Below are 26912 nucleotides of genomic sequence, written 5' to 3'. Positions count from 1 at the left end.
GTTCTAAAAATTAAATGTTAAAAAAATTATCATCTTTTATCCACCTACCTTGTAGCACTTTATTGTTTGGGTTCGTCTATCAAATACATACTTTTATTACACTAAACTTGAGCTTTATGAAATCCCTCTACTCTTCCGCGATTTTCCTATTGTCAGTGCTGGTTTTCACTTCCTGCCAAGATGAAATGACCTCCACCTACACGTATCGCACCATGATGCCAGTGTATTATGAAATGAGCGATATCAGGGCGAGAGTCATCACTACCGAGCCCGCGAAGCCTTTGGACAATCCTGGCAAAATCTACATTTATGAAGATTATCTTTTTATCAATGAGCCGACGAAGGGAATTCACATTCTAAACAATGAAAATCCTGCCAACCCTGTCAATTTAAGCTTTATTCCCATTGCAGGTAACGTAGATTTGGCAGTAAATGGAAATATCCTTTATGCTGATAATTACGTCGATCTGTTAGCTTTTGATATCAGCAATATTTCTAACATCCAGCTTATCAAACGGATAGAAGATGTTTTTACGCACATGTACTACCACCAAACCGGGGAAATCATCACCTTTAAAGACACAGTACTCACTTCAGAAAATCCAAACTGGCGAGGAGATGGGTTCTGGCTAATGAATTCCAGCATGAGCTTTTCTGCTAACTACTCCGCAGCGTCTCAAAGCTATGGCACAGGTGGATCCATGGCTAGATTTACGCTCTCCAACGGTCATCTGTATGCAGTTGACGAATCTACCTTACGGGTATTTGATGTGAAAACAGCTGCCGATCCCACTTTTGTAAAACCAATCGATTTGGGTTGGGGAATAGAAACTATTTTCCCTTTTCAAGATAAATTATTTATAGGGTCAAATGTAGGCATGCACATTTACGATGCGAGCACACCTAATTCCCCTACACGAATGGCGGTATATGAGCATGTACGAGCTTGTGATCCCGTGGTAGTGAACGAAGATTTTGCCTTTGTGACGCTCAGAAATGGAACTGCATGCAATGGCGTGGATGAACTGCACGTCATCGATATAAATGACTTGTACAACCCCACACTAAAAAAATCTTACCCAATGCTTAATCCACATGGTTTAGGTTTGGCTGGTAACTTTCTTTACATAGCGGAAGGAGCGCACGGTTTAAAAAGCTTCAATGCTAGTGACGTCATGAACATAGATCAAAATCAACTTGAATTCTTGACCGATCAAAGGTCTGTTGATTTGATTCCTGGACCTAAATCACTGATCGTCATTGGTCCGGACGGTGTTTGCCAATTTGATTACAGCAATCCTGCTAAACTGAAAAAACTTAGCTGTATCCAAGTTACCAATCCTACCAAGTTTTATTAACAGGTAGATGAAAAGAAAAACTTACCTCTTATTTATTGGTTTACTACTCCTGAGTTTTGAAAGTATGGCTCAGGAGGGGAAATATTTTGGGCAAACTGAAATTGGAATTCTATATGGACGAAGTGCAGAACAATGGGATGGAAATCATGAAGAGCGTACAGATTTAACACTCCTAACGTTTCACGGTATGAAAATCAGCCGAAGTCATGTAGTAGGTTTTTCCGTAGGTTTGGATCAATACGATGGTGTTCCTATTCTTCCATTTGCCTTTGGCTATCGAGGGTTTCTGGGAAAAGATGGTAAACCGAAGATTTTTGGCGGCATAGATCTGGGCTTTGGTTCGGCTATGCTGGAAAAAAGAGAAGAAGATGAGTGGAGCAAAAGCTGGTATCGAGGGGGATTGATGTTTAGCCCTTCGGTAGGATTCAGCTTTCCTGCACTCAAAGGCAATTCCGCACTTTCGCTAAGCGTGGCATACAAGCGGCAGGACATTTCATTTTTCCAAGGATTTTTGACTGGACCTGGTGCCCAAACTATCGTTTCCGACCAACTTCCTCCTGGATTTAGCTCTTTAAACGAAACCGAACATTTATATAGAAGTTTTGTATTCCGTGCAGGGTTGATGTTTTAACTACCTCCCACAGATCTCTTTATAAGGACAATATCCGCATTTTTTCAAATCATCTGTTTGGTCGAAAGGTGATTCTGGGTTATAAATATCTTCCAATAGTTCCGTCAAACCCGCACTATACTCATCGGCATACTCGCGATAATCATTGACCTCTACTCCGTTTTTCCTAGGCAATTTCTCTTGTAGGTAAGGATTGAAATCATCGTTAAACATCTCCCGCAGATTAAAAATCGCCGGCTTAAGTGGAAGGATGTTTTCAGGAACAGTCGCCTGGTAGATCAAACCATAAAACATCGTTTGCATCGCAGCCTTATTTCTAGATTTATTCTCTCTATCAAAAAGTGAAGCGACATCAGGAAAGGTCTTATTGTCCTGCCCAGATTTGTAATCGATCAATCTTACCGATCCATGATGCTCATCCACACGATCAATGATACCTTTTAAGGAAACCAACTCCTCACCCGATACCGTGTTGATTTTCAAAGCAGCTTTGTACTTTTTCTCTTTTTCCAGAGAAATCAGTTTGAAAGGAGCGGATTCCTCATCGATCTTCAAAATTTGCTGCAGGTACTTCTGAAGTACATCTCGAGCTATCGCCATTTGCCCATTCAACTTGGTGTCAGCTTCTCCTTCCAAGTGATAAAACTGGCGGATAGCTTTTTCAATAGCAGGAAAAATCCAAGCCTTATGCAGTTCCTCAAAATCTTCCTTTTCAAGAACAGATCTACCTTTGCGCTTCGCAAAATCCTGGTACAATATCTCCATGCTCAGGTGAGCCAGATTTCCAAAAACAGCGGCATCAATCTCCTCACTGACCTCCTGCTTTTCCTGAATATTAGCCAGATACTGTAGGTAAAACTTAAGCCTGCAATCCAGAAAAACACTTAGCGCAGACGGTGAAAATGAAGTCATGGATTGTCCATTTTCATCGATCAAATACTTATCCAGCAAGTGGAGCACTTCATCATTCTTTTGGATAGTAATCGCTTCGGGAGATTTCTGATCAATTGGAATAAATACAACTTCCTCTTCCACCGCTCTGCCAAGCTCCACTCCCATCTGCTGTAGGTAACGGCTTTTTTCACCAGCTTTTCCTTGATCAGAAGCCGTGGTATAAATCATGTGAACTTCCTCAGCGCTATGCAACAATCGATAAAACGTGTAGGCATAAATCGAGTCATTTTGCTCCTGCACGGGCAAGCCGAAAGCTTTGCGGATATTGAATGGGATCATGGAATTCAGACCTGCGGAAGGCGGAAAACTATCCTCGTTCATATTGCAAATGATCACTCGTTTGAAATCAAGATTTCGGGATTCCAGCACACCCATGATTTGAAGTCCTTGAAGTGGCTCCCCTTCAAATGGTAATTTCACTTCTCGGAAGACCTGACGGAAAAGCCGGATGAAGAATTCCCTATTAATCGTAAGAATATCCTGTCCGGCAAAAATCTCCCGTAATCTTGTCAGCTGCTTGAAGCACTGATACAAATAAGAACGTTGCAAAGGCTCATCTAACAAGCGTTCAGCCAGTGCTTCCATAAGTTCGGCTAGGTAAGGAAAAAGGGAATCATTCTCGAGTTTCTGGAAGATCAATTGATATAGCTTGCCTCCTTTATGCAGCTTTTCTGTCGAAACATGAATCTGATTCAAAAGCTGCATTTCTGCCATCAACTCTTCTGCAAAGCCTGGATTGACACTTTTTAGATAGATTGAGCTTAGGAGGTTTTTGACCGCTGTGTGATAAAACAATATTTTCCCATCCTCTTCTTTGATGAAGCGTTGCATCTCCAGCACCGCTTCCAAAAAGGAATAAACTGGCGCATTTTTCACCGGGTAACCCATGGTTACGTTCACTTTATCCACATGCTCAGGCAAAGTGTGTAGCACAGGAAAAAGCATCTGCTCATCTGGCAAAATCACGACTGTTTCTTCCCAAGCTTCACCTGCAGGAATCTTTTCCAAAATCGATCCCACCAGATTCGCCTGATTGGTTTTCAGAGGCGTAGCGTAGGTCTTGATACTTGCCTTTCTATCTTCTATGTAAGTTGGAATCTCCTCAGGAAAAGTCGGCCCAAAGATCTTGTCCTTTTGATAATCACGGAAAAACAAACCAGCTTCCTGCGCTTTATCTTCCAGATAATAGGCGTCAATATCCCAGTAAATTTTCGCCCCAAAGTCTGTAATGTAATGCTTGATCAGGGCTTCTTCAGTTCCCGTAAAAGCATTGAAACCTATAAAATGATGTACTTTCTCGGGACGCGGAATACTCTCCAGAGAATCTGCTACTTTTCTATACAGCATGCCCGAATATGCCAAACCAGATACGGCAAGCGAAGCCTGGAAACTGGTATAAAGTGGGCTAAGCAACTGCCAGAATTTCAAAAATTTCTCCTGATGATCTCTATCCTGACGTACAAAAGAAGACCAGAATTGCCTAATTAACTCAACTTGACTTTCGTTCAGAAAACTTAAATCAGATTCCAATTCTTTGATTTCTGACAAATGATGATACAGTTTATCTGCATTTGCCATAAACTGATCTAGGTCATTGAAATCCTTCAAAATCATCTCTCCCCAGAAATAGAAGCGATCGAAAGTCTCCGCCTCAGGATTAAGATCCTGATAAACTCGATACAACTCAAATATCATGGTCAGATCATCTGCAGGGCGATTTCCAGCGAGATCGTAGAATATCTCTTCGATTGTTTTCACCTCTGGCATCCAAGTAGGTTCGCTAATCAGACTTCCCAGATGTTGGGTAAAAAACAAGCCTGCCCTCCTATTTGGCAAAACCACTGTTAACTTTTGCAGATCAACTCCACTTTCGAGGATCTCTTTTGCAGTATTTCTTAAAAAACTATGCATATACTTCCTCAATTACTCCAGTTTCTAAATAACATAAATAGCCCTTGGTGGGCTTTTGAGAAAGTTTTGAGACCAAATCCATATATTCCCTCACTTGATTTGCGTAGCGGCTTTGAGCCTCACCAGTTTTAAAATCCACAATCATCGCCTCCTCCTCATTCAAAATAATTCGATCTGGCCTTTTCTGCTTACCTCCAGGAAGAAGTATTCCTTGTTCAGCCAATAGAATACCTGATTTCCCAAACCAAGAGGCAAAAAGTGGATCTGTAAACAGTTTTTCCAGCTGACTTTCCACGAGTTGCTTTTCCTCCTCATTCAACCTTCCCTCAAAATAAAATGACTGCAGATTCTGTTGTGCAGAAGCTTTGTCGGCTGACAATTCCAAAATCTCATGTACTATCAAGCCAAACTTCTGCTTCTTCCGCTGCTCCATGCCTTCAAGAGAAAAATCAACCGCATATTTCTTGAGTGTGAGGACTTCCGACCAATTTTTATAAGCCCAGCGAAGTTCTGGAGCTTTCTTAGTTTGTAGGGTTTTTACTTGACTTTCAGGCCAATCTCCAAACTCAAACACTTTTGACTCTGAGTCATAATGAGAAATCAAGCTCAAATTAGATTCTGGATCTGTATGGGATTGTACCAATTGCTGAAGCTGAATTTCCATCGTATTCTGTGACCCGATTTTTTCTTTGTAGGGGATAAAACCAAAAAAGACATCCTCAGCTCTTGTTAGCGCCACATAAAGCATATTTAAGCTGTCTAGATATGCCATAGTCGCTTCCTCAGCATAAGTAGCGCTGAAATCAGAATTGGCCAAATCCCCGCTTAATGTCAACGGAATAATAGCAGAAAGACCCTTTTCCCGGTCTTCAAACGGCGACCAAATCACATTTCCTTTATTCGTATCGAAGATCGTCCATTTGAGAAAAGGCATTACAACCACTTTAAACTGCAGACCTTTGGATTTGTGAATAGTCAGAATCCGCATAGCATTATGCCCTTCCGGTATTTTCACCGTCCGTTTCGTCTGATTAATTTCCCACCATTCCAAAAAGCCGCTCAGGTCTGCCCGATTGTTAGCTGTGAAATCATATACTGCTTCTTTGAATCCTGAGATATAAGCCTTTTCCAAGCCCAATTCCATCAGTCCAAGAACTTTGATCAACTCCTCCAGAGCCTCCATCAGAGGTAGTTGAAGCATCAAAATCTCCTTTTCTTTAAATAGCTTAACCTGCTCTTCCAGAAAGGCTGGCATCTTATCCAAGGCAAATAGCTCGTGATCCACCGGTGCATCCATCAGCACGGCCAGATAATACCACATGGTTTTGTACTGAACTTTATCGGCGGGATTGTGCAGGTAATGGAAGCCAGAGACTAAAGCTTTTACCGAGGCCGCTTTGTTTAGATACATGGATTCATCAGAGAGCACATCGAAACTGTAAGGCAAATCCGGATTTGCCGCAGCGTAACTCATCAGGCAATCAGCAATCGCTTCCCCCTCCGATTTTCTCCGAACCAGAAATGAGATATCCTCCAAGTCATACCCGTGATCCTGAAGTTCCATGACCAAAACCGGCAGTTTGTCTAGCGCGATTTCATCAAATTTTGCATCATCTTCCTCATCTTTCGGGTCAATAAATTCCAGTTTCACCTTACCTCTAAACTCAGACTTTTCCTTTTTTGGAGAAATCTTCTGAAAAGAGTCGGCATAGGCTTCGGAAAGAATTTGAGGGTTTTCTACCCCATATGATGAGCTCAGCACACCCTCCATCGTCGCTGGCAAAGCCCTAAACACAGCGTTATTGAAATTGATGATATTCGGAAGGCTACGGAAATTGGTATCCAAATTCTCCAATTGTATGCTTTCCTTTCCAATTTCATCCTCCACCTGTGAAAGCAATAATTTCATCTCACCACCTCGCCAGCGATAGATCGATTGCTTTACATCTCCTACCAATAAATTGGTCTGGCCTTGACCAAGGGAATTTTCTAGCAGAGGCTTGAAACTGTCCCATTGAAACCCTGAGGTGTCTTGAAACTCATCAATCAGGTAATTCTTGTATTGATTCCCTACTTTTTCATAGATGAAAGGTGTATCATTTCCTTTGGTGATTTCCTTTAGAAATTCATTCGCATCGGAAATAAGCAATATATTTTCCTCGTCTTTGATTAGAGTAAGTTCGTCTAGAAGATTCCTGAAAACCCCATAAACATAACTGTTTTTAGCAATGGCTTGCAGCGTATTCCACTTGCCTGTCAATGCCAGAATCTGATTCAAGATCTGATTTAAGCCTTGATCGTAAGCAGATAGAATAGCATCGGTTTGCTTACTTGTTTTGGTATGCCAGCTTTCGGGGTTATCAATTTTGGCTATTGTCGCTGGGGTAAGCTCAGGAAGTGGATTTGTTCGATCTCCAAGCTTGTCAAGTACTTTGATAAATCCTCTATTAAAGTCTGTCCATTCCAATCCATTTGAAATGCGAATTGAATCAGCTTGACTTCCTAATTCCTTTGAAATTTTGACAATCTCACTCTTACGCTCTCGAACAAATGACTGTAGTAAAGTGATGTTTTCCTTATCCTTCAGAAACTCCTTAATTTCAGGAGAGTATTTCTTAAAATCTTCCTGAAAAATCTGTTGCCCAAGACCTCGGATATTCCGGCGAATATCCCAAGATTTTCCATTTTGAATTTGCTCATACGCATAATCCACCAGCCATTTATGCAGGAATTCATCTTCCATGACCAGCATAACTACACGATCCACTACCCGCTCCAATACAGCCAATTGATCCAATTCTACATCGAACTTTGCATTCAAATCAATCTCTCTGGCAAACGCTCGAACTACTTTTTGGAAGAAACTATCTATAGTGCTCACAGAAAACCTACCGTAATCATGGAGAATCGCAGTTAGCGTCTGCTGAGCCAAAAGCTTAAGCCCAGACTCATCCACATGGAGAGAACGCATCAATTCTCCATCCATCTTTTCATCCGGCTTCACTTGATGCCGTAGTCTTTTCAACTCTTCGATTATCCGTTCCTTCATTTCCTGAGTCGCTTTGTTGGTGAAAGTGACAGCGAGAATTTGCTTGAAAGCATGCGGACTTTGCAGGGCAAGTTTGAGATACTCCAGCGTCAGCGTGTAAGTCTTGCCCGAGCCAGCGGAAGATTTGTAAATAATGAAAGGTTTCTGCTCCATAAAGAAAAAGTAAGAGAACTAAGATACGGGAGTGAAGTAATATAAAGACAAAGAAAAGTCAGGTTTGACGAAAACTGTCAGATTAAAACTCCTGCACATTCTACCTTAAGAAATAGAAAAGTCTTGGTTTTAGCATCAATTTTCCGATATTTTACCCTGCATAAATAATAAACCTATGAACAAACCTATTTACCTCACTGCCTTACTTTGGCTGTGCTTCATTGCATCATCTTTAGCAAATGATGGCTACAAACTTTGGCTGGATTATCAGCAGATCAGCGATTCACAATTAAAATCTCAAGTCGAACCTTTGCTCTCTGGGGTTTATTTTTTCGGGGAAAACCCGACATACGTAGCCATACGAAATGAGCTAAATCTAGCTTCCAAAAGTATGCTTGGCAAAGCTCCAGTTTACACTAAAGAGAGGCTTCAAAACACAAAACTTTGGATCGGTACCAGAGAGCAACTTTCGCAGGTGCTTTCACTCGAACAGCAAGCGCAAATCAAAGCCCTTGGGACAGATGGGTATTGGAGAGGAATGGTGGAACTGGATGGAAAATCTTTCTACACAATTGTAGGTAACCAACCAGTTGGGGTACTTTATGGAGTATACAATTGGTTGAATTCTATCCAAAGTAACACTTTTGATAGTTCTAATGAATCATCTGACAGTCCGAAGATTAAACTGAGAATGTTAAACCATTGGGACAACCTAGATCGTACTGTCGAAAGAGGCTATGCGGGTTTCTCCATTTGGGATTGGCATAAGCTTCCTGGTTATGTAGATCCACGCTACATAGACTATGCCCGTGCAAATGCATCTATAGGAATCAATGCCGTTTCTCTGACAAATGTGAATGCAAATGCCCTGATTTTGACTACGGATTTCATGAAGAAAGTGAAGGTTCTGGCGGATGTTTTTAGGCCTTATGGAATTAAGGTTTTTCTAACTGCACGGTTCTCTGCACCGATTCAACTCGATGGTTTGAAGACGGCTGATCCATTGGATCCTGAAGTGGTTGCTTTCTGGAAAAAGAAGACGGATGAGATCTACTCATTCATTCCGGATTTTGGTGGGTTCCTAGTAAAAGCGAATTCCGAAGGACAGCCCGGCCCGCATGAATATGGAAGGAATCATGCCGAGGGAGCGAATATGTTGGCTGATGCATTGGCTCCTCATAAAGGGGTTTTGATCTGGAGAGCTTTTGTATATTCACATGAAGATGACGTAGATCGCCATATGCAGGCAAATCGTGAATTCGAGCCTCTAGATGGCAAGTTCAAAGACAACGTAATTATACAGGTTAAAAATGGAGCGATAGACTTCCAACCCCGGGAACCTGTTCACCCACTTTATGGGGCTATCAACAAGACCAACGTGGGCATGGAGTTCCAGATCACTCAGGAGTATCTCGGTCAGGCAACTAACTTAGTTTATCTGGCTCCTATGTGGGAGGAGGTTTTGAAAACGAAAATCTACCGACCTACGCCTGAATCTACAGTAGCATCACTACTGCAAGGTGAAGGGACAGGCCAAAAACTGACACTAATCGCTGGAGTCTCCAATATAGGAACAGATCAAAACTGGACTGGACATTTATTTGGTCAGTCAAACTGGTATGCCTTTGGGCGACAGGCATGGGATCCAAGCTTAGAATCTGAGCAAATAGCAGAAGAATGGATAAAATTGACTTTCGGAACCAATCCTGAGGTATTGAGTAAAGTTGAAGAAATCATGCTCGAATCGCACGAAGCTGCTGTGGATTTCATGACTCCGCTCGGTCTGCATCATATCATGGGTCGAAGTCATCATTATGGCCCTGGACCTTGGGTGATGGGTGGAAGAGCTGACTGGACTGCTCCGTATTATCATAATGCAGATAGCTTGGGAATTGGCTTTGATAGAACAACTGAAGGCAGCGGAGCGCTAGATCAATATGCTCCTGAAGTTGCTAAGGCTTGGTCAGATCCAAATCAGATTCCCGAGAAATACCTGCTTTGGTTTCATCATCTGCCTTGGGATTACAAACTAAAAGATGGCAATACGCTTTGGGAAGGGATAGCCTATCGTTATGATCGGGGCGTAAAAGAAGTGAGGAAAATGCAGGAAACTTGGGCGAGTTTGGAATCCGAAATTGATCCAGCAGAGTTTGACCATGTTCGTCAACTTCTTGAAGTACAGGAAGAAGAAGCAGAGTGGTGGAGAAATGCCTGCTTGCTCTATTTCCAAACATTCTCAAAACGTCCTTTCCCGGAAGATATAGAGCAGCCAGAAGGAGATTTGGAGTATTACAAAAGCCTTCAGTTCCCTAATGCTCCGGGGATATAGAATTTGAGATTGTTGATTTGAGATTTGAAATTTTCGTGGAATTTGGCACTAAACGATCTGCAGTTCGGTTAATTTCAAATCTCAAACTTCAAAATCATGAATGACTACACCATCCCCGCTGCCACACGAATCGGCCATGTACACCTCAAAGTTTCGGACCTCCAGAAATCCCTAGACTTCTATCAAGGACTACTCGGCTTTGAGTTGGTAACTATGTACGGACAGGACGCGGCATTTATTTCTGCAGGAGGATATCACCATCATATTGGATTGAACACCTGGCAGAGTAAAGGCGGAAAGCCGGCTCCGAAGAATACGGCTGGACTTTTTCATACCGCTATTTTGCTTCCAACGCGACGTGATTTAGCCGTGTTGCTTAAAAGATTGATTGATGCAAAGTACCCTCTCACTGGTGCTGCAGATCATGGAGTTTCTGAAGCTTTGTATTTGGATGATCCAGACGAAAATGGTGTGGAATTGTACTGGGATCGCCCAAGAGAAAAGTGGCCTATGAATTCGGACGGAAGCGTCATGATGTACACAAGGCAATTGGATATTAATGGGTTAATGAAAGAAATCTAAATCACAGATTTAAGAGATTTTGATTCTCTCTTTGAGCCATCTCATCATCGTATCCATTACTTCTTCTTGATCGGAATCATTTATCAGTTCATGATATCCTCCTTTGAAAACTCGGAATGTCTTGTCCTTTGATTTGGCAGCTTGCATTAACATCTCCGATCCTTTTGGATTTGTCAGACCATCTTCAGAGCCATGAATCAACAATAAAGGAAGGTTAAAATCATTTGCCTTTACTTGAATGCTTCGCATCATCTTCAATAGCTCGTTCCCTGTTCGTGCAGGAACTGCTTCTGTGTAGATCAATGGATCATTCAGGTATTTCTCAACTTCACTGGGAATTCTAGATATTTTTTGAGCATCCAACTTTAACGCTTTGAACTTTGGAAAATATTTACTCATAATTCCTCCTAGTACTATCAGCAACTTGGAGGTTCCTTCTGCTTCTTTTATTGCAGGCGAACTCAAGATTACTCCAGCAGCTTCAGGTTTATAATCCAAAACATAAGACGCTACTAAACCACCTCCCATACTATGCCCATAAAGGAAAGCAGGTAAACCAGGCACGAAGGATTTGACTTTTCCGAAAAGGGCTTCAATATCCTTCAAATAATCCTCATAAGATTCAAAGTAAGCGTCTGGTTTTCCTGTAGCGGATTTGCCATGACCTCGCCCATCAAAAGTAAAAACCGAAATACCTGCAGCATTCAGTTTTTCAACCAGATGCAAATACCGCGAACTATGCTCTCCCAAACCGTGGACTAGCAATAACGATGCTTTAGGAGTATCAACCATCCAGGCTTGGAGGTATAGCTCAATACCATCATGTGTTTTGTAGGCAGTTTCTAGATGTTTCATGAATTTAATTTTTTCTCCTTAGTCACATGAAATCGAGCATGCCGCAAGCGACACACAGAGGAATGATTACCACCCTGCGAGATTCCATATGGCCTTTAAAAGACAAATTATAAACATATGAAATTAGGAAAAAGAAACAAAAGGAATTAAAATTCAAGCTCATTGATATTATTGGATCAATCAATAACCCAAATACCATGACTAATACCTACCTCAAATTTTTATTTATTTCCCTCTTTCTACTCAATTCTGCTGCTTTTGCCCAAACTATGGCAGAAAAGCACCATGCCACCTCAGCCATATCCCAGGAAAGAATAGGCAGATATGATACTTATCTACAAAATGAAGTAGAACAAGGAAGACTGGCGGGAGCGGTAACACTGATCTATAAAAATGGAGAAAAATCACATGAGAAATCGATAGGATACGCTGACCTTGAATCAAAGTCAATAATGAATATGGATCAGATTTTCTATATCCAATCCATGACCAAACCTATAATAACAACTGCATTCATGATGCTCTACGAAGAAGGGCATTTTTTACTTAATGATCCTGTAGAGAAGTATTTGCCCTGGTTTAAGGATTTGAAAGTGGCTGTTGATCCTAGTTCAGGTATAGCTGGAGGAACTGTTCCTGCTGAATCGAAAATTACCATCACCATGCTTTTGAGTCATACCTCAGGATTATCTCATGGGATTGCTGCCGGAAAGCTGGAGGAAGAAATAAGAAATGCGATCTACAGTCCTACCCATCAAACCATTGAAAGTAGAATAAAAACAATGGTTACCATGCCATTAGTTGGACAGCCTGGTGAGCAGTGGTATTATTCAGCTTCACCAGATGTATTATCCTTATTGATCGAATACTTTTCTGGAATGACTACAGCCGAATTTTTACAAAATAGACTTTTTGATCCGCTTGGAATGACAGATACGGGATACAATTTGAATGAGGAGCAAGCCAGTCGAATGGCTACACTTCATACTTACAATCAAGAAGGAAAACTGGTCAAAGCTCCAAGACAAACCCAAACTTCTGGTAATACTGTTTTTGCTGGAGCAAATGCCTTGTTTAGTACCGCTTCTGATTATGCCAAATTTGCACAAATGCTACTTAATGGCGGAAAATGGAATGGTCAGCAAATTCTAAGTCCCAAAACCATAGAAATCATGACGATGGACCAGATCGATGGACTTTATAAAGCACCGGGACAAGGCTTTGGATTCGGATTTGCCGTGATGACAGACTTGGCGGATTCCAATGCTTTAGGATCAGAAGGAACCTACTATTGGAGTGGTGCATATTGTACCTACTTCTTCATAGATCCAAAGGAAAAACTCATTTCTATAATGATGACTCAGACAGCTCCTTTCAGTGGATTCTATGAGCAAAAAATGCGACAAATGGTTTACCAAGCGATTGAATAGAAAAAGAATTAAGACGTTAGTAGTTAGATATAAGACCTTAGAAAATAGATTTTGGCTGTCAGAACAAGAGTGATTACTTTCTTAGTATTTGTCTCGTAAACCACAATCCTTTATGTTTTTGCACACAACCTCCTATTCTCTCAATTTAGTATCTAGCTACTTAGGTCTTGCTACTAACGTCTTCCTTACGGAATCCACTTATTCTTTCCAAAATCTGGCTTCCTCTTCTCCAAAAAGGCGTTTCTCCCTTCTTTAGCTTCCTCCGTTCCATAAGCCAATCTAGTAGCTTCTCCAGCAAAAACCTGCTGTCCTACCATGCCATCATCTGTCAGGTTCATAGCAAATTTTAGCATCTTGATTGAAGTTGGCGACTTCGCCAAAATCTCCTGAGCCCACTCGTAAGCTGTTGACTCTAGGTCAGCGTGAGGAATGACTGCATTCACCATTCCCATTTCATAAGCTTCCTGAGCGGAATAGTTTCTTCCTAAAAAGAAGATTTCACGAGCTTTCTTTTGCCCTACCATTTTAGCCAAATAGGCCGAGCCATACCCTCCATCAAAACTGGTCACATCCGCATCTGTCTGTTTGAAGATTGCATGCTCCTTACTCGCCAAAGTCAAATCACAAACTACATGCAGTGAATGTCCTCCGCCCACAGCCCAACCAGGAACTACTGCAATCACCACCTTTGGCATAAAACGAATCAAGCGCTGCACTTCCAAAATATTCAAACGGTGATATCCATCTTCGCCCACATATCCTTGCTTTCCTCTCGCCTTTTGATCTCCTCCGGAGCAAAAAGCCCAGCCTCCATCTTTTGCCGAAGGCCCTTCTCCACTCAACAAAACAACGCCGATGGAAGTATCTTCCTGCGCATCATAAAATGCATCATACAATTCAGCAGTAGTTTTCGGGCGAAAAGCATTTCTTATTTCTGGGCGATTGAAGGCAATTCTTGCGACGCCATCGCACTTTTTATAGGTAATATCTTCGTAATCTTTAGCTGTGATCCAGTTCATATCTTTCGATTTGGGTAAAAATCTAATTCCTTTGCAAGATAACAGCCTTCCCCGAATTTTGAAGTCAGGATGTTTACCTTCGGAAAAAGTACCCATAAGCACACAATAGATGTTTCAACTCAAGTTCGGCAATCATATTGTTCAGCGAAAAGAAGACTTTCAGCTGGAGACCTCAACTATTCCAGGATTTGTAAAAGCTGCATTAGCCTTCTGCCATGACTGGTTATCTGAGAAAGAAAGCTTTATACAGCAGACTTCCGGTTCTACTGGGGTTCCAAAGAAAATTGAGATTTCAAGAGCTCAGATGATCGCCAGTGCGAGAGGTACTCAGGCATTTTTTCAAACTGATGAAAACACCAAACTTCTTTGCTGTCTCGACCCAAGTTACATAGCAGGCAAAATGATGCTTGTTCGGGCGATGGTGTGGAATTGCCCAATAGAACTCGTGGAAGCTAAGTCCAACCCACTTTTGGAGATTTCAGACATTCCTGATTTTGTAGCAATGGTTCCGATTCAAGTTGAAGCTTGTATTCAGGATAAAACAACTCTTGAGAAGTTGAAAAAAATCAAACATCTCATTATCGGGGGAGCACCTCTGAGTTCCCGATTGAAAAAGGAGCTCATCAAAAATGGTATCCTCGCCTACCAGACTTACGGAATGACAGAAACGGTATCCCATATAGCGCTTGCCAAGATTGTGGAAAGTGATTTGATATATAAAGTACTTCCAGGAGTTGATTTTGGTATAGATGAGCGAAATGCGCTTTGGGTGAAATGTGCGTCAAGTAATAATGAGCTAGTGCAAACAAATGACTTGGTTGAGTTAGTCAATGGAAATTCCTTCCGTTGGCTAGGCAGAGCAGATTTTGTGGTCAATTCTGGCGGTGTGAAACTTCATCCAGAGATCTTGGAGACCAAAGCTGAGCAAGCTATTCTAGACCAATTTCCGAACTCATCATTTTTCTTTTTTGGAAAAAGTGATGAGAAATTGGGGTCGAAATTATGCTTAGCGATTGAGACCAAAGAGCAAGACCAAAAGTATGTGGCTACTCTCACTGAAACTTTACAAAAGGTATTACCCAGATATGAAGTTCCAAAAAACATTTACTTAGTTCCAACGTTCCCTAGGACAGAAACTGGTAAAGTTAATAGACCCAAAACCATAGAAAACCTATGAAATTGGCCATTTTAAGCCTTTTATTGCTATTTAATTTAATCCCGATCCAGGAGGAATATGGTAAGATTGAATTAGTAATTTCTGAAACTTCAAGTGACCAGGGGGTCATTCAACTACTTATTTTTGACCAAGAAAAGGGTTGGCCAGAATCTCTCGATGATGCTTGGAAAATAGTCTCTCTTTCTATAGTAAATGGAAGTTCGAAGAAAACTTTCACTGAAGTTCCTGCAGGTAAATATGCCATCATAGTATTTCATGATCACGATGAAAATGGGCAAATCAGAAAAAACAAGATCGGCTACCCAGTGGATAACTTTGGTTTCTCAAACAATCCAAGCCTACTTTTTGGAGTTCCTTCTTTTGAAAAATGCAGTCAGAAAGTTACTGCCGGAAAAACCACCCGGTTCGAAATTGATCTACGCTAAATCTTTTTCAAGCTAAAAGACCTACTTTTGCAGCGATGAAATCGAGCATTATGAAGAAAATCGCAGTCAGGTAGACCTACCAATCTTGCGAGATTCCATCTGCTCTATAAAAATCAAATTACAAACACATGAAAAAGAGTAACGATCAAACCAGCGGAGTTGTAATTGAATTTGATTCAGGGATTATTCCACCGCCATACAGCCATGTGTATAGATTGTCACTAGACTGGAGTACTGCTGAGTTAAAAGCGGAGCTAGAACTTCACTATACAGACAGAGAGGACTTGACAGAAGACGAGATTCTAGATGAAGGATTTACTGCTAATGATGATTTCAGCTTCAAGGGCAAACTTGATTATGTTTGGAAAAAGGTAGTTTCAATAGAATTCGAAAAAACTAAGTGGAGCGGAAGGCATCTAGAAGAAGGCGGGATCGTTCTTTCAGCATTAGAAAATGGTAAACCTGGTCCATCAAAAGCTCCTGTTGGGCAGGAAGCTTGGCAAATGCTTGCTCAGGATGTGATTCAGGCGATCTATGAAACCTCGAAGAAGGAAGCTCCCCTCACGGTCAATTACCGACAAGTAACAAACGAAGAAAATATTGACTGTTCAATCACGATGAATTTTTCGAATCGCGAGGCAGTTTTTACAGTGAAAAATGAATCTAGAACGATCAACTGGGAATATGCCGTACAGCTGCTGAAATTGGTATTTTCACCAGACTATAATTATGAAATTGCCAAGGAAACTGCAAGCACCAAACGTGGTTCTTACATAGAATGTGGGGATGGATACTGGCACGAACTTGGGAAAGGCGTAGTGAACATTGACACTTCTTTCGATGCAGTTGGTAGGATAAAAGATGGATTTGAAAATTTGATTGAAGAATAAAATCACCCTTCGCTTTGCAATTAAGAGCCTGATTCTATTAACTTTAGCTAGATCGAATCAGGTTTTTTTATGGAAAAGAATAAAATTTTTCTCAGTCACAGACACTCTGATACCCAAAGTGATTGTCATCGAATCAGAGAAACACTAGAACAGGAATTCGGTGAAGATGCAGTCTTCCTCGATATAGAAAACCTTGAGCCTGGAATTCGCTTCGCCGACGCAATCGATAAGGCCTTAAAGGAAAGTAAAGTTGTTCTAGTCGCTATAGGTCCGGATTGGTTTGGTGATCCGGACGAAAATGGAGTTACGCGACTTTTTCAGGAAAAAGACTGGGTACATAGGGAAGTGAGCGCGGCACTGAGTAGACCTGATACACGAGTCATCCCTTTACTACTCAAAGGTGCCAGCAGACCCACTGCTGATCAACTTCCAGAAGATCTGAAGGAACTAGCCGACTTACAAAACTTCGAAATATCAATTACAAGGTGGAAATATGATTTGGGTGTGTTAGTTGAAGCGTTGGCCAAACTAATTCCACGAAAGAAGAAGCCTACCCGCCCTAACCCTTATAATCCTAATCCAACACCAAAACCACAGAAAAGCTGGTGGGGAAGAAATTACCTCTGGGTGCTTGGTATTTTTGTAGTGCTGATGATTGTAATGATCAGCAGTGAGGAGTTTCAAGAAGGATATCAAGATGGACTTAATGGTTCAAAAACTGTTTATGATGATGAATTTTTGGATGAACCAGAGGAATCACTAACCAGTATAAATGTGATATATACTGGAGATGATTATGGTTGTGCATTAGATTTGAAAATAAATATTGGAGGCAAAATATTCACTCCTGTGGGAAATGAATATTTGATTTCAGGATTAAAACAAGGCACTCAACCCTATTCTATAACTGGAATAATTGGCTGTCCAAATCAAGGAACATGCACTGCGAATGGCTCTGGGAATTTGGATATTATTCCTAATGGAAATTACTATGTAAGTTGGAATACAACAGAAGTAGGCAATTGTGCTATTAACTTATCCATTCACTAGTTTCTTCAAGATTTTCTTTCAAAACTTTAGAATATTTATTTAGCGCTTATCCTTTTAGCGTTCTCAGATCTGCCCGGATATCAGAGATCATTTCTCCTAGATCTTCCAGACTTAATGGCTTTTTCTTATCCCCAGGATTAGGGAAATCAGTACTGATAAATGCTTTAGCTTCCCATACTTCCCTGACAGATTCTCCTTTGACTTCATAAGGCTTGTAATGCTCATTATCAGAGACGAGGAAGAGCTTACCATTATCACTTAGGTAATTAAAAACCCGCTTATACACCACGCCCTCAGTATCCGTAACTAGCACATAGGTTTTGCCACTTTTGATGTCATTGATCTGATCCACATAGGCCCCGATCACGATTGTGCCCGAAGTCAAGGGAAGCATAGAATCTCCTGCAAGCTCAAATGCACGGTAGGTAGCTTGCTTGGAAAGCGTAGGAATCTGAAACTGAGGCAAGCTCTCCATGTATTCTGTATCAGCAAATCCATTCAAATAACCAGCGGAAGCCTTCTGCCCTACTAGCGTAATATTCTCCTGATCATTTTCATCACATGCTATAGTCAAAATATTGATTCCTCTCTTTTGAATTGCTTTCCTCCCCAAACCCTCAATATCATGGTTCAAGAGCTCCTCCATTCCTACATCCAATACGTCGCAGAGTTTACCAAGCGTCAAAAGCTTTGGTTCGGATCTACCGTCTTCATAGGCAGAAATCATGGTACGCTGCACATCTAATTGATCTGCCAAATCATTTTGTGTGATGCCTTTTTGCTTCCGCAAAAAACGCAGGTTAGAGGAGAGATATTTCATGCTGAATACAAGTAAAAGTTGTGGTCTTCAGGTGCGGCAGGAACCGGGAAAAATGGATTCATATTCAGGGTTGCATTTTTCCTTCTCTCCATCCGTTGTTTGATTTCATCGATGATTTCTCCGACTGGCTTAGGACCATTTACTAGGAGGTAGCCATACTGTGGTTTTGCCTCATCTTCAATAAAAAATTTCACTTGGCAATTCCCTGATGCCAAAGTCTTTGTAGTGATACTGATCTTTTCTTGATTTTCCATAACTGATTCTTTTAACATCAGCTAAGATAGAAATGTTGCTTTTATAAACATATAAATGATAGCAAAATAAACATTTTAATATGACGGAAATTGTCAAATATGTTTGTGAAGATGACTAAAATGAAAAATTCACTTGGATTGTATCAGCCTTTTCTTTGAAAAGCCAGGTATAGAAATACCTTATTTACTACTCAGTAGATCATTTGACCGCTTAGCCAATTATCGCTCTCTATCTTGAACAATTGTTCGTTCATTTGTCTTAAGTCTTTGACTAACAAACCACCAATAAAATCTCTCTATGAATGGGAGAACAGCTTTTTCAAAAGCATCCAACTAACCTAAACCAATGAAATCTTACCTCTACCTATTCCTGTTTTTTCTATTTGCTGTACCCAACCTTTCGGCCCAAACTTATTCCGTAAAAGGTAGAGTAAAACAAGCTGGTACAGAAATCACTATTCCGAACGCAACCATTTTACTTCAAAATTTACCTGATTCAATTCAGGTAGATGGTATGATTTCGGATTTGGATGGTGAGTTTGAGATTACTAACGTCAAAAATGGCGAGTACCTCCTAAAAATTCAATATTTAGGATATGAGAACTTATACAGATCTATCAATGTCACTCAGGATATGGATATAGGTGTTTTAGGTCTGAAAGAAGAAGCTACCGCATTAGACGAAGTAACAATCAGCGCCAGAAGATCTCAGGGTGAACAAAAAGGAGATACGACGCTATATAACGCTGACGCTTTCAAAACCATGAAAGACGCGAGTGCTCAGACGCTAATTGAAAAACTACCCGGGGTGATCTCTCAGGACGGTTCATTGCAAGCACAAGGCGAAGCAATCACACAAGTGTTGGTGGATGGAAAGCCATTTTTTGGAGGTGATGTGAGAACCGCACTACAAAATCTTCCTGCAGAAGTAATTCAGGGAGTAGAAATATTTGATCAGAAAAGTGATAAGGCATTATTGAGTGGCTTTGATGATGGTGAGCGAATGAAGACCATAAACATCATTACAAAGCCAAATCGTAGAAAAGGAATATTTGGGAAAGCTACGGCAGGATTTGGAACTGACGATCGCTATTTAGCAGGGGCAAGTATTAATTCGTTTAATGAAGACCAGCGAATCACAGTCACAGGACTTAGTAATAACATCAATGTTTTGGACTACTCCAGTGATGCAAATATCCAAAGCAATAACCGACCTCAAAACGGCATAGTAAACACCAATATCCTTGGGATCAACTACTCGGACAATTGGGGTGAAAAAATAAAAATCAGTGGAAGCTACCAGTATAATCACAGAAAAAACACGAATGAATCAAGTCTAATCCGAGAATATGTAACAAGTGCCAATTCCGGCCAAATCTATACTGAAGACAGCCGCGAGACGCGAACTAGACAAGATCATCGATTTGACATGAGGCTGGAATATAACATCAATGAAAACAATAGAATCTTATACCGTCCTCGTTTTTCTGCAAGCTTTGAAAATGAAAACTCAGGATTCTTTGGGGAGAGTGTAAATGCTGAAGGGCCTCTTAACCAAACTGAAAATATTCGTACAGCCGAAAACGAGGACTATGACATGTTTCATAGATTGTTTTATAGCCATAAGTTCAGTAAGGAAGGGAGAACAATAACTCTCAGCGCAAATACAGGCAGTCATGGAAACAACGATAACGCTCTGCGGACTGCAACTAACATTTATTTCCAACCCAATGAGCGTTCCGAAATCATCAACCAGAACATTACCCGTGATCGCAATGGGTACGATTGGGAAACAGGAATTTCTTACACCGAACCTTTAGGTAAAAACGGTCAGATGGAGTTGGAATACGAAGTTGGCAATAGATTTAACGATTCTGATCAATTGACTTTTGATATTTTGAATGATGATATCAGTAATCCAAATTTAGAGCTTGACACAGCGTTAAGTAATTCATTTGAAAGTAAATACCTCAGACATGAAGTAGAGCTTGGGTATCAGTATCAATTGGAGAAATTGAAGTTTCAAGCAGAATTGCAGTATCAGAACGCTAACCTTAATAATGATCAGCTTTTCCCTGCGGTAGGCACAATAGATAGAACCTTCGAAAGCTTTATGCCTACTATCAGATTTGATTATACGATATCGCCTACGACTAACTTCGAGATAGATTACGATACTGATGTGGATGCACCTTCGGTGGGCCAACTGCAAAACGTAATAGATAACTCAAATCCTCTGCAATTAAGAACTGGTAACCCAAATTTAGATCAGTCCTATTCCAACAGAATCAGATTTAGATTTCGTAGCAACAACCCGGAGAATGACCGTTCTTGGTTTGTTTTTGCTCAGTACAACCTGACAGAAAACGCTGTATCAAACAGTACCTTTACCGCTGAAGAAGCAACAGAATTGCCAGGTGGGATTATTTTGGAAAAAGGCTCTCAACTATTCAGACCAGTAAATTTAGACGGGTATAAAGACTTTAGATCTTGGGTGAGTTATGGTATTCCACTTGACTTTGTCAAATCAAACTTTAACATCAACGGGGGTTTTAGCAATACAAAAAGACCTGGAATGGTAAACAACCAGATAAGTTTTAATAACTCTCAACGAATCAGTACAGGGATTTCTTTGAGTAGTAATATTTCAGATCAGGTTGACTTTAATATTTCCACTCGTTTTTCATTTAATAATGTGGAAAACACGCTAAATGAAAGCCTAAACAATAACTTTTACAACCAACGCTCTAGGTTGAACCTAAGCTGGATTATTTGGGAGGGTTTTGTTTACAGACTGGATGTAAATCATCAATTAAACTCTGGACTCTCTGAAGGCTTCGATGCTAATGTAGTATTGATGAATATGAGTTTAGGTAAAAAAGTATTTGCAAATCAACGTGGAGAAATCTCATTGAGCGTTTACGATTTACTTGGCCAAAATAGAAGTGTATATAGAAACGTCACTGATGCCTTTGTAGAAGATGGGCAAAACAATGTGATGCAACGCTACTTTATGCTTTCCTTCACATATAATATCCGTCATTTCAACAAAGGAACGGATATGGACGACTACAACGAACTCTATAACAATTAACAGAATGGCTGGTGGATAACCCATCAGCCATTAATTTTTTCTGCTTATTCTAGCATAGTTTGACATTCAGCTATACATGCTCTACATGCCTCTGCACATTTAATGCAGGCTACATGATCATGATTTTCGCATTCCTTTGCACAATGATAACATGCATCTATGCATTGCTGCATATGAATTGCTCTATCTAAAGGACTTCTCTTGGACGAAGCAATACAATCCTTGCAGGCATCAATACATCTTTCACACATTTTGATACAATCCTGCATTCCAGCGTGATTTCTACATGATGCTATACACCTAGTACAGGCTTCTATACAACTTTCAAATGTCATGATAAAATTATTTTTTACCATCGTTTCTGAGTTCATAAGAATTCTCATTTGGTTGAAGAAATGATTTATTTAAGTCAGAAGACTAGCTTCAATTTACTTTTTAAGGGTATAATCTTAAACAAATCAGTTTGGTTTTATACCAACTACTTTTCAAAAAACCTGCCATACAAAAACAGACTAAATAGGCTTCTAAAGGAGATATTTGATTTAAAATCATTGAACAAGAATCCTAGTTGAGGTATAATGTTCTCAGTTTGGTGAAGTCTGGTACATGGAATTTCAGTTAATAAAAAGGGATCTCAGAAACTATTCTGAGTGAATTTCAATTTGCTTATTAATTAATAAACAATCACCTGTTTTGAAAACAAATCTACCCTATTCTATACTCGACCTTGCGATTATCCGTGAGGATTACGATGCCAAAGATGCCTACGGCAGAAGTCTGCAGGTAGCCCAAAAAGCAGAAGAGCTCGGATATACCCGAATGTGGCTTGCTGAGCATCACAACATGGCAAATGTCGGCAGCTCTTCTCCTCAAATATTGATAGGCTACTTAGCAAACGGAACTTCCAAAATCCGCTTAGGATCTGGAGGCATCATGCTTCCAAATCACAGCCCACTGATCATCGCGGAGCAATTTGGAACGCTAGCGACGCTTTACCCAAATCGAATTGATCTGGGATTAGGTAGAGCGCCTGGTACTGATCAGACTACAGCAACAGCTCTGCGAAGAGGAAGACATGAGTCTGTGCAGGAATTTCCAAGCGACCTGGATGATTTGCAGCGTTATTTCTCAGAGGAAAATATCGATTCGAAAGTTCGTGCTTTCCCTGCCGAAGGATTAGATGTCCCTATTTATCTCCTGGGCTCGAGTATGAGCAGTGCAGTGCTAGCTTCGCAAAAGGGATTACCTTATGCATTTGCCAGTCACTTCGCTCCAGGCTATTTGATCAATGCTTCGAAATACTATCGGGATAATTTCCAGCCTTCTGAAAACTTGCAAACTCCCTACTTCATTTCCTGTGTGAATGTAATCGCTGCGGATACTGATGAGGAAGCCCATTTTTTAGCCACCTCATTTTACCAAACTGCTTTGGGAATCATTCGCGGAAAATCATATCCAATGAAAAAGCCAGTAAAAAGTATGGTAGGAATCTGGTCAGAGCAAGAAGCTGCAGCTATCCAGAATATGATGGCCTGTACCTTTATTGGCACAAATGAAAGTTTGAAACCTCAATTTGAAAGCTTCTTCAAGCAAGTGGAAGTAGATGAGCTGATGGTTTCTACGAATATATACGATCCTAATAAACGATTGAGATCCTTGGAGATTACAGCTGAAGTTTTAGGTTAAATCCCTATCGACAGATCGTTAGCATATATAAGCACAAAACCCAAAGACTTAAATCTCTGGGTTTTGTGCTCTAAAATCCCTCCGCTCCTTCTCTGCTCTACCTCAGCGAGCTTTGCGGCTAAAAAAACCTCACCCTCCAAACTTCCCTTTCAATGCAGCCAGTTTATCAGCCATCGAGCCTTCTGGTTCTTTTGGTTGGGATTTAGCTGCAGGTTTCTTCTCCATCTTTTTTCCTCGCTCCGCAAAAGGATCTGACTTCATGCTCAGCCCAACCCGCTTGCGAGGGATGTCAATTTCCATCACTGTCACCTGCACCTTTTGATTGACAGAGACAATCTCATTTGGGTCTTTTACAAATCGGTCAGCCAGATGACTCAAATGCACCAAACCATCCTGATGAACTCCAACGTCCACAAATGCTCCAAAAGCCGTGATATTCGTCACCACACCTGGAAGCTTCATCCCTACTTTCAGATCAGACATACTATTCACTGATTCTTCAAATGCAAAAACTTCGAAACTCTCACGAGGATCACGTCCCGGCTTGGCAAGTTCTTCCAAAATATCCTGAAGCGTAGGTAAACCCACCGTTTCTGACACATAGTTCTTCAATGAAATTCTATTTCTCAAATCCTCCGAACTCATCAAATCAGAAACCGATGCATTCACATCCTTCGCCATCTGCTCCACCAACGCATAGCGTTCGGGGTGAACAGCGGAGGAATCAAGTGGATGTTTTGCCTTGCTGATTCTCAAGAAACCAGCTGCTTGCTCAAATGCTTTATCGCCTAACCTTGGCACTTTTTTCAGTTGTGCTCGACTCTTGAATGGTCCATTTTCATTTCTGAATTCTATGATGTTTTGAGCCAAAGTTGGTCCTAAGCCAGACACATAAGTCAGCAATTGCTTGGAAGCAAGATTCACTTCCACACCTACTCCGTTTACTGCGGACATCACGGTATCATCAAGTGCGTTTTTCAAAGCATTCTGATCCACATCATGCTGGTATTGACCCACACCTATGGACTTGGGATCGATTTTCACCAGTTCAGCCAAGGGATCCATTAATCTACGGCCAATAGAAACGGCTCCTCTCACGGTCAAGTCCAGATCAGGGAACTCTTCCCGAGCTACATCTGAAGCAGAATAAATAGAAGCTCCAGATTCATTGACCATAGTTATGATCACGGATTTTGGTAAGCCAAGCCCTTTCACAAAAGCTTCTGTTTCCCGACCTGCAGTTCCATTTCCAATTGCGATAGCTTCGATTTTAAACTTCTCCGCCAAACCTTTCACATTCATCGCAGCTTCCTGACTTCTGCGGTTGGCTTCATGGGGAAAAATAGCTTCGTAATGTAAAAATTGACCTTGAGGTCCAAGGCAAACTAACTTACAGCCCGTACGGAATCCCGGGTCAATTGCCATCACCGACTTCTCTCCCAAAGGCGCTCCTAACAGAAGTTGACGGAGATTTTCAGTAAAAACTTTAATAGCTTCCTCGTCGGCTTTGCGCTTGGTAAGCAGACGAACTTCCGTTTCCATACTTGGCTTAAGCAATCTTCTGTAGCAATCTTTGATCGCCAAACGCACTTGCTCCACAGAAGTATTTGCAGCATCGGCTAAGATCATTTTCTCCATCTGATAGATTGCAGAAGCTTCTTCAGGCACCGAATCCAGCATCAAAAAAAGTTCTTTTTCCCCTCTTCTCATCGCCAGAACACGGTGCGAAGGAGCGGTTTTTATTGGTTCGGACCATTCGAAATAGTCTTTGTATTTGATAGCTTCTTCTTCCTTCCCCGGCAAAACTTTCGAGGAAAAAACACCTTCATCAAGAAATAGCTTTCGCATCTTTTCTCTCAATTCAGCCTTTTCATTGATCCATTCGGCTATGATATCCCGAGCACCTTGAAGGGCTTCTTCGGTGGAATTCACTTCCTTATCTGCATCTACAAACTTCTCAGCTTCAGCTCCTAGATCTATAGAGTTCTGCTTAAAAATCTGCTCTGCGAGTGGCTCAAGTCCTTTTTCTTTAGCTATAGTCGCCTTGGTTCTTCTCTTAGGTTTGTACGGTAAATAGATATCTTCCAGCTTTGACATCGTCTCAGCAGCTTCTACTTTGCTTTTCAATTCAGCAGTCAATTTCCCTTGCTCATCGATTGACTTAAGCACTGCTTCTTTTCGCTTCGCCAGCTCACGAAGTTGTAGAACTCGATCACGAATCGCCGCTACCTGCACCTCATCCAACTCGCCTGTGGCTTCTTTTCGATATCGGGAAATAAAAGGGACTGTGCCACCTTCGTCCAATAGTTTCACAGTAGCATCTACCTGAGAAGGTTTTACTTGGAGTTCAGCGGCTATTTGTACTTCGTAATTCATATTAATAAGAAAATTCAATGCTTAATTTAGGATGCAAGGTAATGGTCATTTTGGAGACAAAAAGAATGAAATGTGAGACTTGTCACTAAGCGTCTGGGAATGTGAGACTAATTTTGAGTTAAAATTCCGCAAAACCCAACTTACTATTCAAAAATGGAAAAGCTAAATAAAAAGGATCATTGGGAGAAAATCTACCAAACCAAAAATTTCAAAGAAGTCAGTTGGTTTCAGGAAAAACCTGAAACTTCTTTAGCATTTCTTACTAAACTTAAAGTCCCTCTAGATGCTAAGATCATTGATTGTGGAGGAGGTGACAGTTATTTTGTAGACAACTTACTATCCTTAGGTTACCGAGAAATTACTATACTAGACATATCAGAAAAAGCTATTTCAAAAGCCAAACAACGGCTTGGTGATCAAGCTAATAAAGTAAAATGGGTAGTCGCAGATGTGACTGCATTTCAACCAGAGGAAAAATATGATTTCTGGCATGATAGAGCCGTTTTTCATTTTCTCAGCCCAGAAGAGGTGGGTAGTTATCTTAGTAACGTCCAAGCAAACCTTAACCCAAATGGCTACCTCGTCGTAGGGACTTTTTCTCAAAATGGTCCGAACAAATGCAGCGGAATTCAAGTACAACAGTATTCTGAAAATAGGCTAAGCGATGTAATAGGTAAATATCTTGAAAAATTATTTTGTCTTACAGTCGATCACCTAACACCATCGAAATCTGTTCAAAACTTTGTGTTTTGCAGCTTTCAAAAGCAGATGAGTAACTCTGTTCCTATTTCCTTTCAAAATCTTTTACAATAGCCAGATTCTTCGAGGTTAATAAAACCTCAAATGTTCTCGAATACTTCGCAAATCAT

19 protein-coding genes are annotated in these 26912 nt (G+C 40.8%); 12 read left to right on the top strand and 7 right to left on the bottom strand.

Annotated elements, in window-relative coordinates; genetic code table 11:
* The first annotated feature begins 116 nt into the window (after positions 1-116).
* Positions 117-1358, top strand: coding sequence for an LVIVD repeat-containing protein (locus tag ACPUEN_RS02080; protein WP_425638181.1), 1242 nt, complete (start codon positions 117-119; stop codon positions 1356-1358).
* Between the two features lie 7 nt (positions 1359-1365).
* Positions 1366-1989 (top strand): hypothetical protein, encoded by a 624-nt coding sequence (locus ACPUEN_RS02075; protein ID WP_425638180.1) that lies wholly within the window; start codon positions 1366-1368, stop codon positions 1987-1989.
* On the opposite strand, the gene ACPUEN_RS02070 is transcribed toward ACPUEN_RS02075, so the two are convergent.
* Both ACPUEN_RS02070 and ACPUEN_RS02065 read right to left on the bottom strand, forming a co-directional pair.
* Positions 1990-4854 (bottom strand): PD-(D/E)XK nuclease family protein, encoded by a 2865-nt coding sequence (locus tag ACPUEN_RS02070; protein WP_425638179.1) that lies wholly within the window; start codon positions 4852-4854, stop codon positions 1990-1992. It abuts the gene before it with no gap.
* Entirely contained in the window at positions 4847-8056 is a 3210-nt protein-coding gene (locus ACPUEN_RS02065; RefSeq protein ID WP_425638178.1) for a UvrD-helicase domain-containing protein, read from the bottom strand. Before ACPUEN_RS02065 ends, ACPUEN_RS02070 begins: the two co-directional genes overlap by 8 nt.
* 175 nt (positions 8057-8231) lie before the next feature.
* Here ACPUEN_RS02065 and ACPUEN_RS02060 point away from each other — a divergent pair, with 175 nt between their 5' ends.
* On the top strand, positions 8232-10385 hold the full coding sequence (locus tag ACPUEN_RS02060) for an alpha-glucuronidase family glycosyl hydrolase (protein WP_425638177.1): 2154 nt from the start codon (positions 8232-8234) through the stop codon (positions 10383-10385).
* A gap of 96 nt (positions 10386-10481) precedes the next feature.
* Entirely contained in the window at positions 10482-10967 is a 486-nt protein-coding gene (locus ACPUEN_RS02055; protein WP_425638176.1) for a VOC family protein, read from the top strand.
* Positions 10968-10976: 9 nt separating this feature from the next.
* Here the strand turns inward: ACPUEN_RS02055 and ACPUEN_RS02050 are convergent, their stop codons facing one another.
* The gene (locus ACPUEN_RS02050; RefSeq protein ID WP_425638175.1) at positions 10977-11822 is read right to left on the bottom strand and encodes a lysophospholipase; all 846 of its coding nucleotides are present in this window, start codon (positions 11820-11822) and stop codon (positions 10977-10979) included.
* Between the two features lie 197 nt (positions 11823-12019).
* Here ACPUEN_RS02050 and ACPUEN_RS02045 point away from each other — a divergent pair, with 197 nt between their 5' ends.
* Positions 12020-13252 (top strand): serine hydrolase domain-containing protein, encoded by a 1233-nt coding sequence (locus tag ACPUEN_RS02045; RefSeq protein WP_425638174.1) that lies wholly within the window; start codon positions 12020-12022, stop codon positions 13250-13252.
* Between the two features lie 185 nt (positions 13253-13437).
* Here ACPUEN_RS02045 and ACPUEN_RS02040 read toward each other — a convergent pair whose 3' ends face one another.
* Positions 13438-14271, bottom strand: a complete 834-nt coding sequence (locus ACPUEN_RS02040) for a 1,4-dihydroxy-2-naphthoyl-CoA synthase (protein ID WP_425638173.1) — start codon at positions 14269-14271, stop codon at positions 13438-13440.
* A gap of 109 nt (positions 14272-14380) precedes the next feature.
* Between ACPUEN_RS02040 and ACPUEN_RS02035 the strand changes: the two genes are divergently transcribed.
* The 4 genes from ACPUEN_RS02035 (at position 14381) to ACPUEN_RS02020 (ending at position 17813) form a co-directional block, all read left to right on the top strand.
* Positions 14381-15448, top strand: coding sequence for an AMP-binding protein (locus ACPUEN_RS02035; RefSeq protein WP_425638172.1), 1068 nt, complete (start codon positions 14381-14383; stop codon positions 15446-15448).
* Positions 15445-15873: a DUF2141 domain-containing protein gene (locus ACPUEN_RS02030; RefSeq protein WP_425638171.1), complete on the top strand. Its 429-nt coding sequence runs from the start codon at positions 15445-15447 to the stop codon at positions 15871-15873. Before ACPUEN_RS02035 ends, ACPUEN_RS02030 begins: the two co-directional genes overlap by 4 nt.
* Before the next feature lie 128 nt (positions 15874-16001).
* Positions 16002-16763 (top strand): hypothetical protein, encoded by a 762-nt coding sequence (locus ACPUEN_RS02025; RefSeq protein WP_425638170.1) that lies wholly within the window; start codon positions 16002-16004, stop codon positions 16761-16763.
* Between the two features lie 69 nt (positions 16764-16832).
* Positions 16833-17813, top strand: coding sequence for a toll/interleukin-1 receptor domain-containing protein (locus ACPUEN_RS02020; RefSeq protein WP_425638169.1), 981 nt, complete (start codon positions 16833-16835; stop codon positions 17811-17813).
* Positions 17814-17859: 46 nt separating this feature from the next.
* On the opposite strand, the gene ACPUEN_RS02015 is transcribed toward ACPUEN_RS02020, so the two are convergent.
* Together ACPUEN_RS02015 and ACPUEN_RS02010 are read right to left on the bottom strand one after the other, a co-directional pair.
* Positions 17860-18633, bottom strand: coding sequence for an XRE family transcriptional regulator (locus ACPUEN_RS02015; protein ID WP_425638168.1), 774 nt, complete (start codon positions 18631-18633; stop codon positions 17860-17862).
* Positions 18630-18887 carry a hypothetical protein gene (locus ACPUEN_RS02010; protein ID WP_425638167.1) on the bottom strand — a complete coding sequence of 86 codons (258 nt, stop codon included), beginning with the start codon at positions 18885-18887 and terminating at the stop codon, positions 18630-18632. Before ACPUEN_RS02010 ends, ACPUEN_RS02015 begins: the two co-directional genes overlap by 4 nt.
* 346 nt (positions 18888-19233) lie before the next feature.
* Between ACPUEN_RS02010 and ACPUEN_RS02005 the strand changes: the two genes are divergently transcribed.
* Positions 19234-21981 carry an outer membrane beta-barrel protein gene (locus ACPUEN_RS02005; RefSeq protein WP_425638166.1) on the top strand — a complete coding sequence of 916 codons (2748 nt, stop codon included), beginning with the start codon at positions 19234-19236 and terminating at the stop codon, positions 21979-21981.
* 693 nt (positions 21982-22674) lie between these two features.
* Positions 22675-23667 carry an LLM class flavin-dependent oxidoreductase gene (locus ACPUEN_RS02000; RefSeq protein WP_425638165.1) on the top strand — a complete coding sequence of 331 codons (993 nt, stop codon included), beginning with the start codon at positions 22675-22677 and terminating at the stop codon, positions 23665-23667.
* A 129-nt stretch (positions 23668-23796) separates the two neighbouring features.
* Here the strand turns inward: ACPUEN_RS02000 and ACPUEN_RS01995 are convergent, their stop codons facing one another.
* Complete coding sequence (locus tag ACPUEN_RS01995) at positions 23797-26043, bottom strand: Tex family protein (RefSeq protein WP_425638164.1); 2247 nt, start codon at positions 26041-26043, stop codon at positions 23797-23799.
* A gap of 153 nt (positions 26044-26196) precedes the next feature.
* Between ACPUEN_RS01995 and ACPUEN_RS01990 the strand changes: the two genes are divergently transcribed.
* Complete coding sequence (locus ACPUEN_RS01990) at positions 26197-26856, top strand: class I SAM-dependent methyltransferase (RefSeq protein WP_425638163.1); 660 nt, start codon at positions 26197-26199, stop codon at positions 26854-26856.
* Positions 26857-26912 lie beyond the last annotated feature (56 nt).

The sequence above is a fragment of the Algoriphagus yeomjeoni genome (assembly GCF_049821175.1).
Lineage (GTDB): Bacteria > Bacteroidota > Bacteroidia > Cytophagales > Cyclobacteriaceae > Algoriphagus > Algoriphagus yeomjeoni_A.
The sequence above is the reverse complement of the archived record's forward strand: the minus strand, read 5'-3'. Positions and strand labels throughout refer to the sequence as shown.

Coding starts and splice junctions, on each gene's coding strand:
- ACPUEN_RS02040 (WP_425638173.1), bottom strand. CDS start 14,271: ATGAACTGGATCACAGCTAAAGATTACGAAGATATTACCTATAAAAAG.
- ACPUEN_RS02045 (WP_425638174.1), top strand. CDS start 12,020: ATGACTAATACCTACCTCAAATTTTTATTTATTTCCCTCTTTCTACTC.
- ACPUEN_RS02080 (WP_425638181.1), top strand. CDS start 117: ATGAAATCCCTCTACTCTTCCGCGATTTTCCTATTGTCAGTGCTGGTT.
- ACPUEN_RS02060 (WP_425638177.1), top strand. CDS start 8,232: ATGAACAAACCTATTTACCTCACTGCCTTACTTTGGCTGTGCTTCATT.
- ACPUEN_RS02030 (WP_425638171.1), top strand. CDS start 15,445: ATGAAATTGGCCATTTTAAGCCTTTTATTGCTATTTAATTTAATCCCG.
- ACPUEN_RS02025 (WP_425638170.1), top strand. CDS start 16,002: ATGAAAAAGAGTAACGATCAAACCAGCGGAGTTGTAATTGAATTTGAT.
- ACPUEN_RS02015 (WP_425638168.1), bottom strand. CDS start 18,633: ATGAAATATCTCTCCTCTAACCTGCGTTTTTTGCGGAAGCAAAAAGGC.
- ACPUEN_RS02055 (WP_425638176.1), top strand. CDS start 10,482: ATGAATGACTACACCATCCCCGCTGCCACACGAATCGGCCATGTACAC.
- ACPUEN_RS02070 (WP_425638179.1), bottom strand. CDS start 4,854: ATGCATAGTTTTTTAAGAAATACTGCAAAAGAGATCCTCGAAAGTGGA.
- ACPUEN_RS01995 (WP_425638164.1), bottom strand. CDS start 26,043: ATGAATTACGAAGTACAAATAGCCGCTGAACTCCAAGTAAAACCTTCT.
- ACPUEN_RS01990 (WP_425638163.1), top strand. CDS start 26,197: ATGGAAAAGCTAAATAAAAAGGATCATTGGGAGAAAATCTACCAAACC.
- ACPUEN_RS02075 (WP_425638180.1), top strand. CDS start 1,366: ATGAAAAGAAAAACTTACCTCTTATTTATTGGTTTACTACTCCTGAGT.
- ACPUEN_RS02035 (WP_425638172.1), top strand. CDS start 14,381: ATGTTTCAACTCAAGTTCGGCAATCATATTGTTCAGCGAAAAGAAGAC.
- ACPUEN_RS02065 (WP_425638178.1), bottom strand. CDS start 8,056: ATGGAGCAGAAACCTTTCATTATTTACAAATCTTCCGCTGGCTCGGGC.
- ACPUEN_RS02010 (WP_425638167.1), bottom strand. CDS start 18,887: ATGGAAAATCAAGAAAAGATCAGTATCACTACAAAGACTTTGGCATCA.
- ACPUEN_RS02050 (WP_425638175.1), bottom strand. CDS start 11,822: ATGAAACATCTAGAAACTGCCTACAAAACACATGATGGTATTGAGCTA.
- ACPUEN_RS02005 (WP_425638166.1), top strand. CDS start 19,234: ATGAAATCTTACCTCTACCTATTCCTGTTTTTTCTATTTGCTGTACCC.
- ACPUEN_RS02020 (WP_425638169.1), top strand. CDS start 16,833: ATGGAAAAGAATAAAATTTTTCTCAGTCACAGACACTCTGATACCCAA.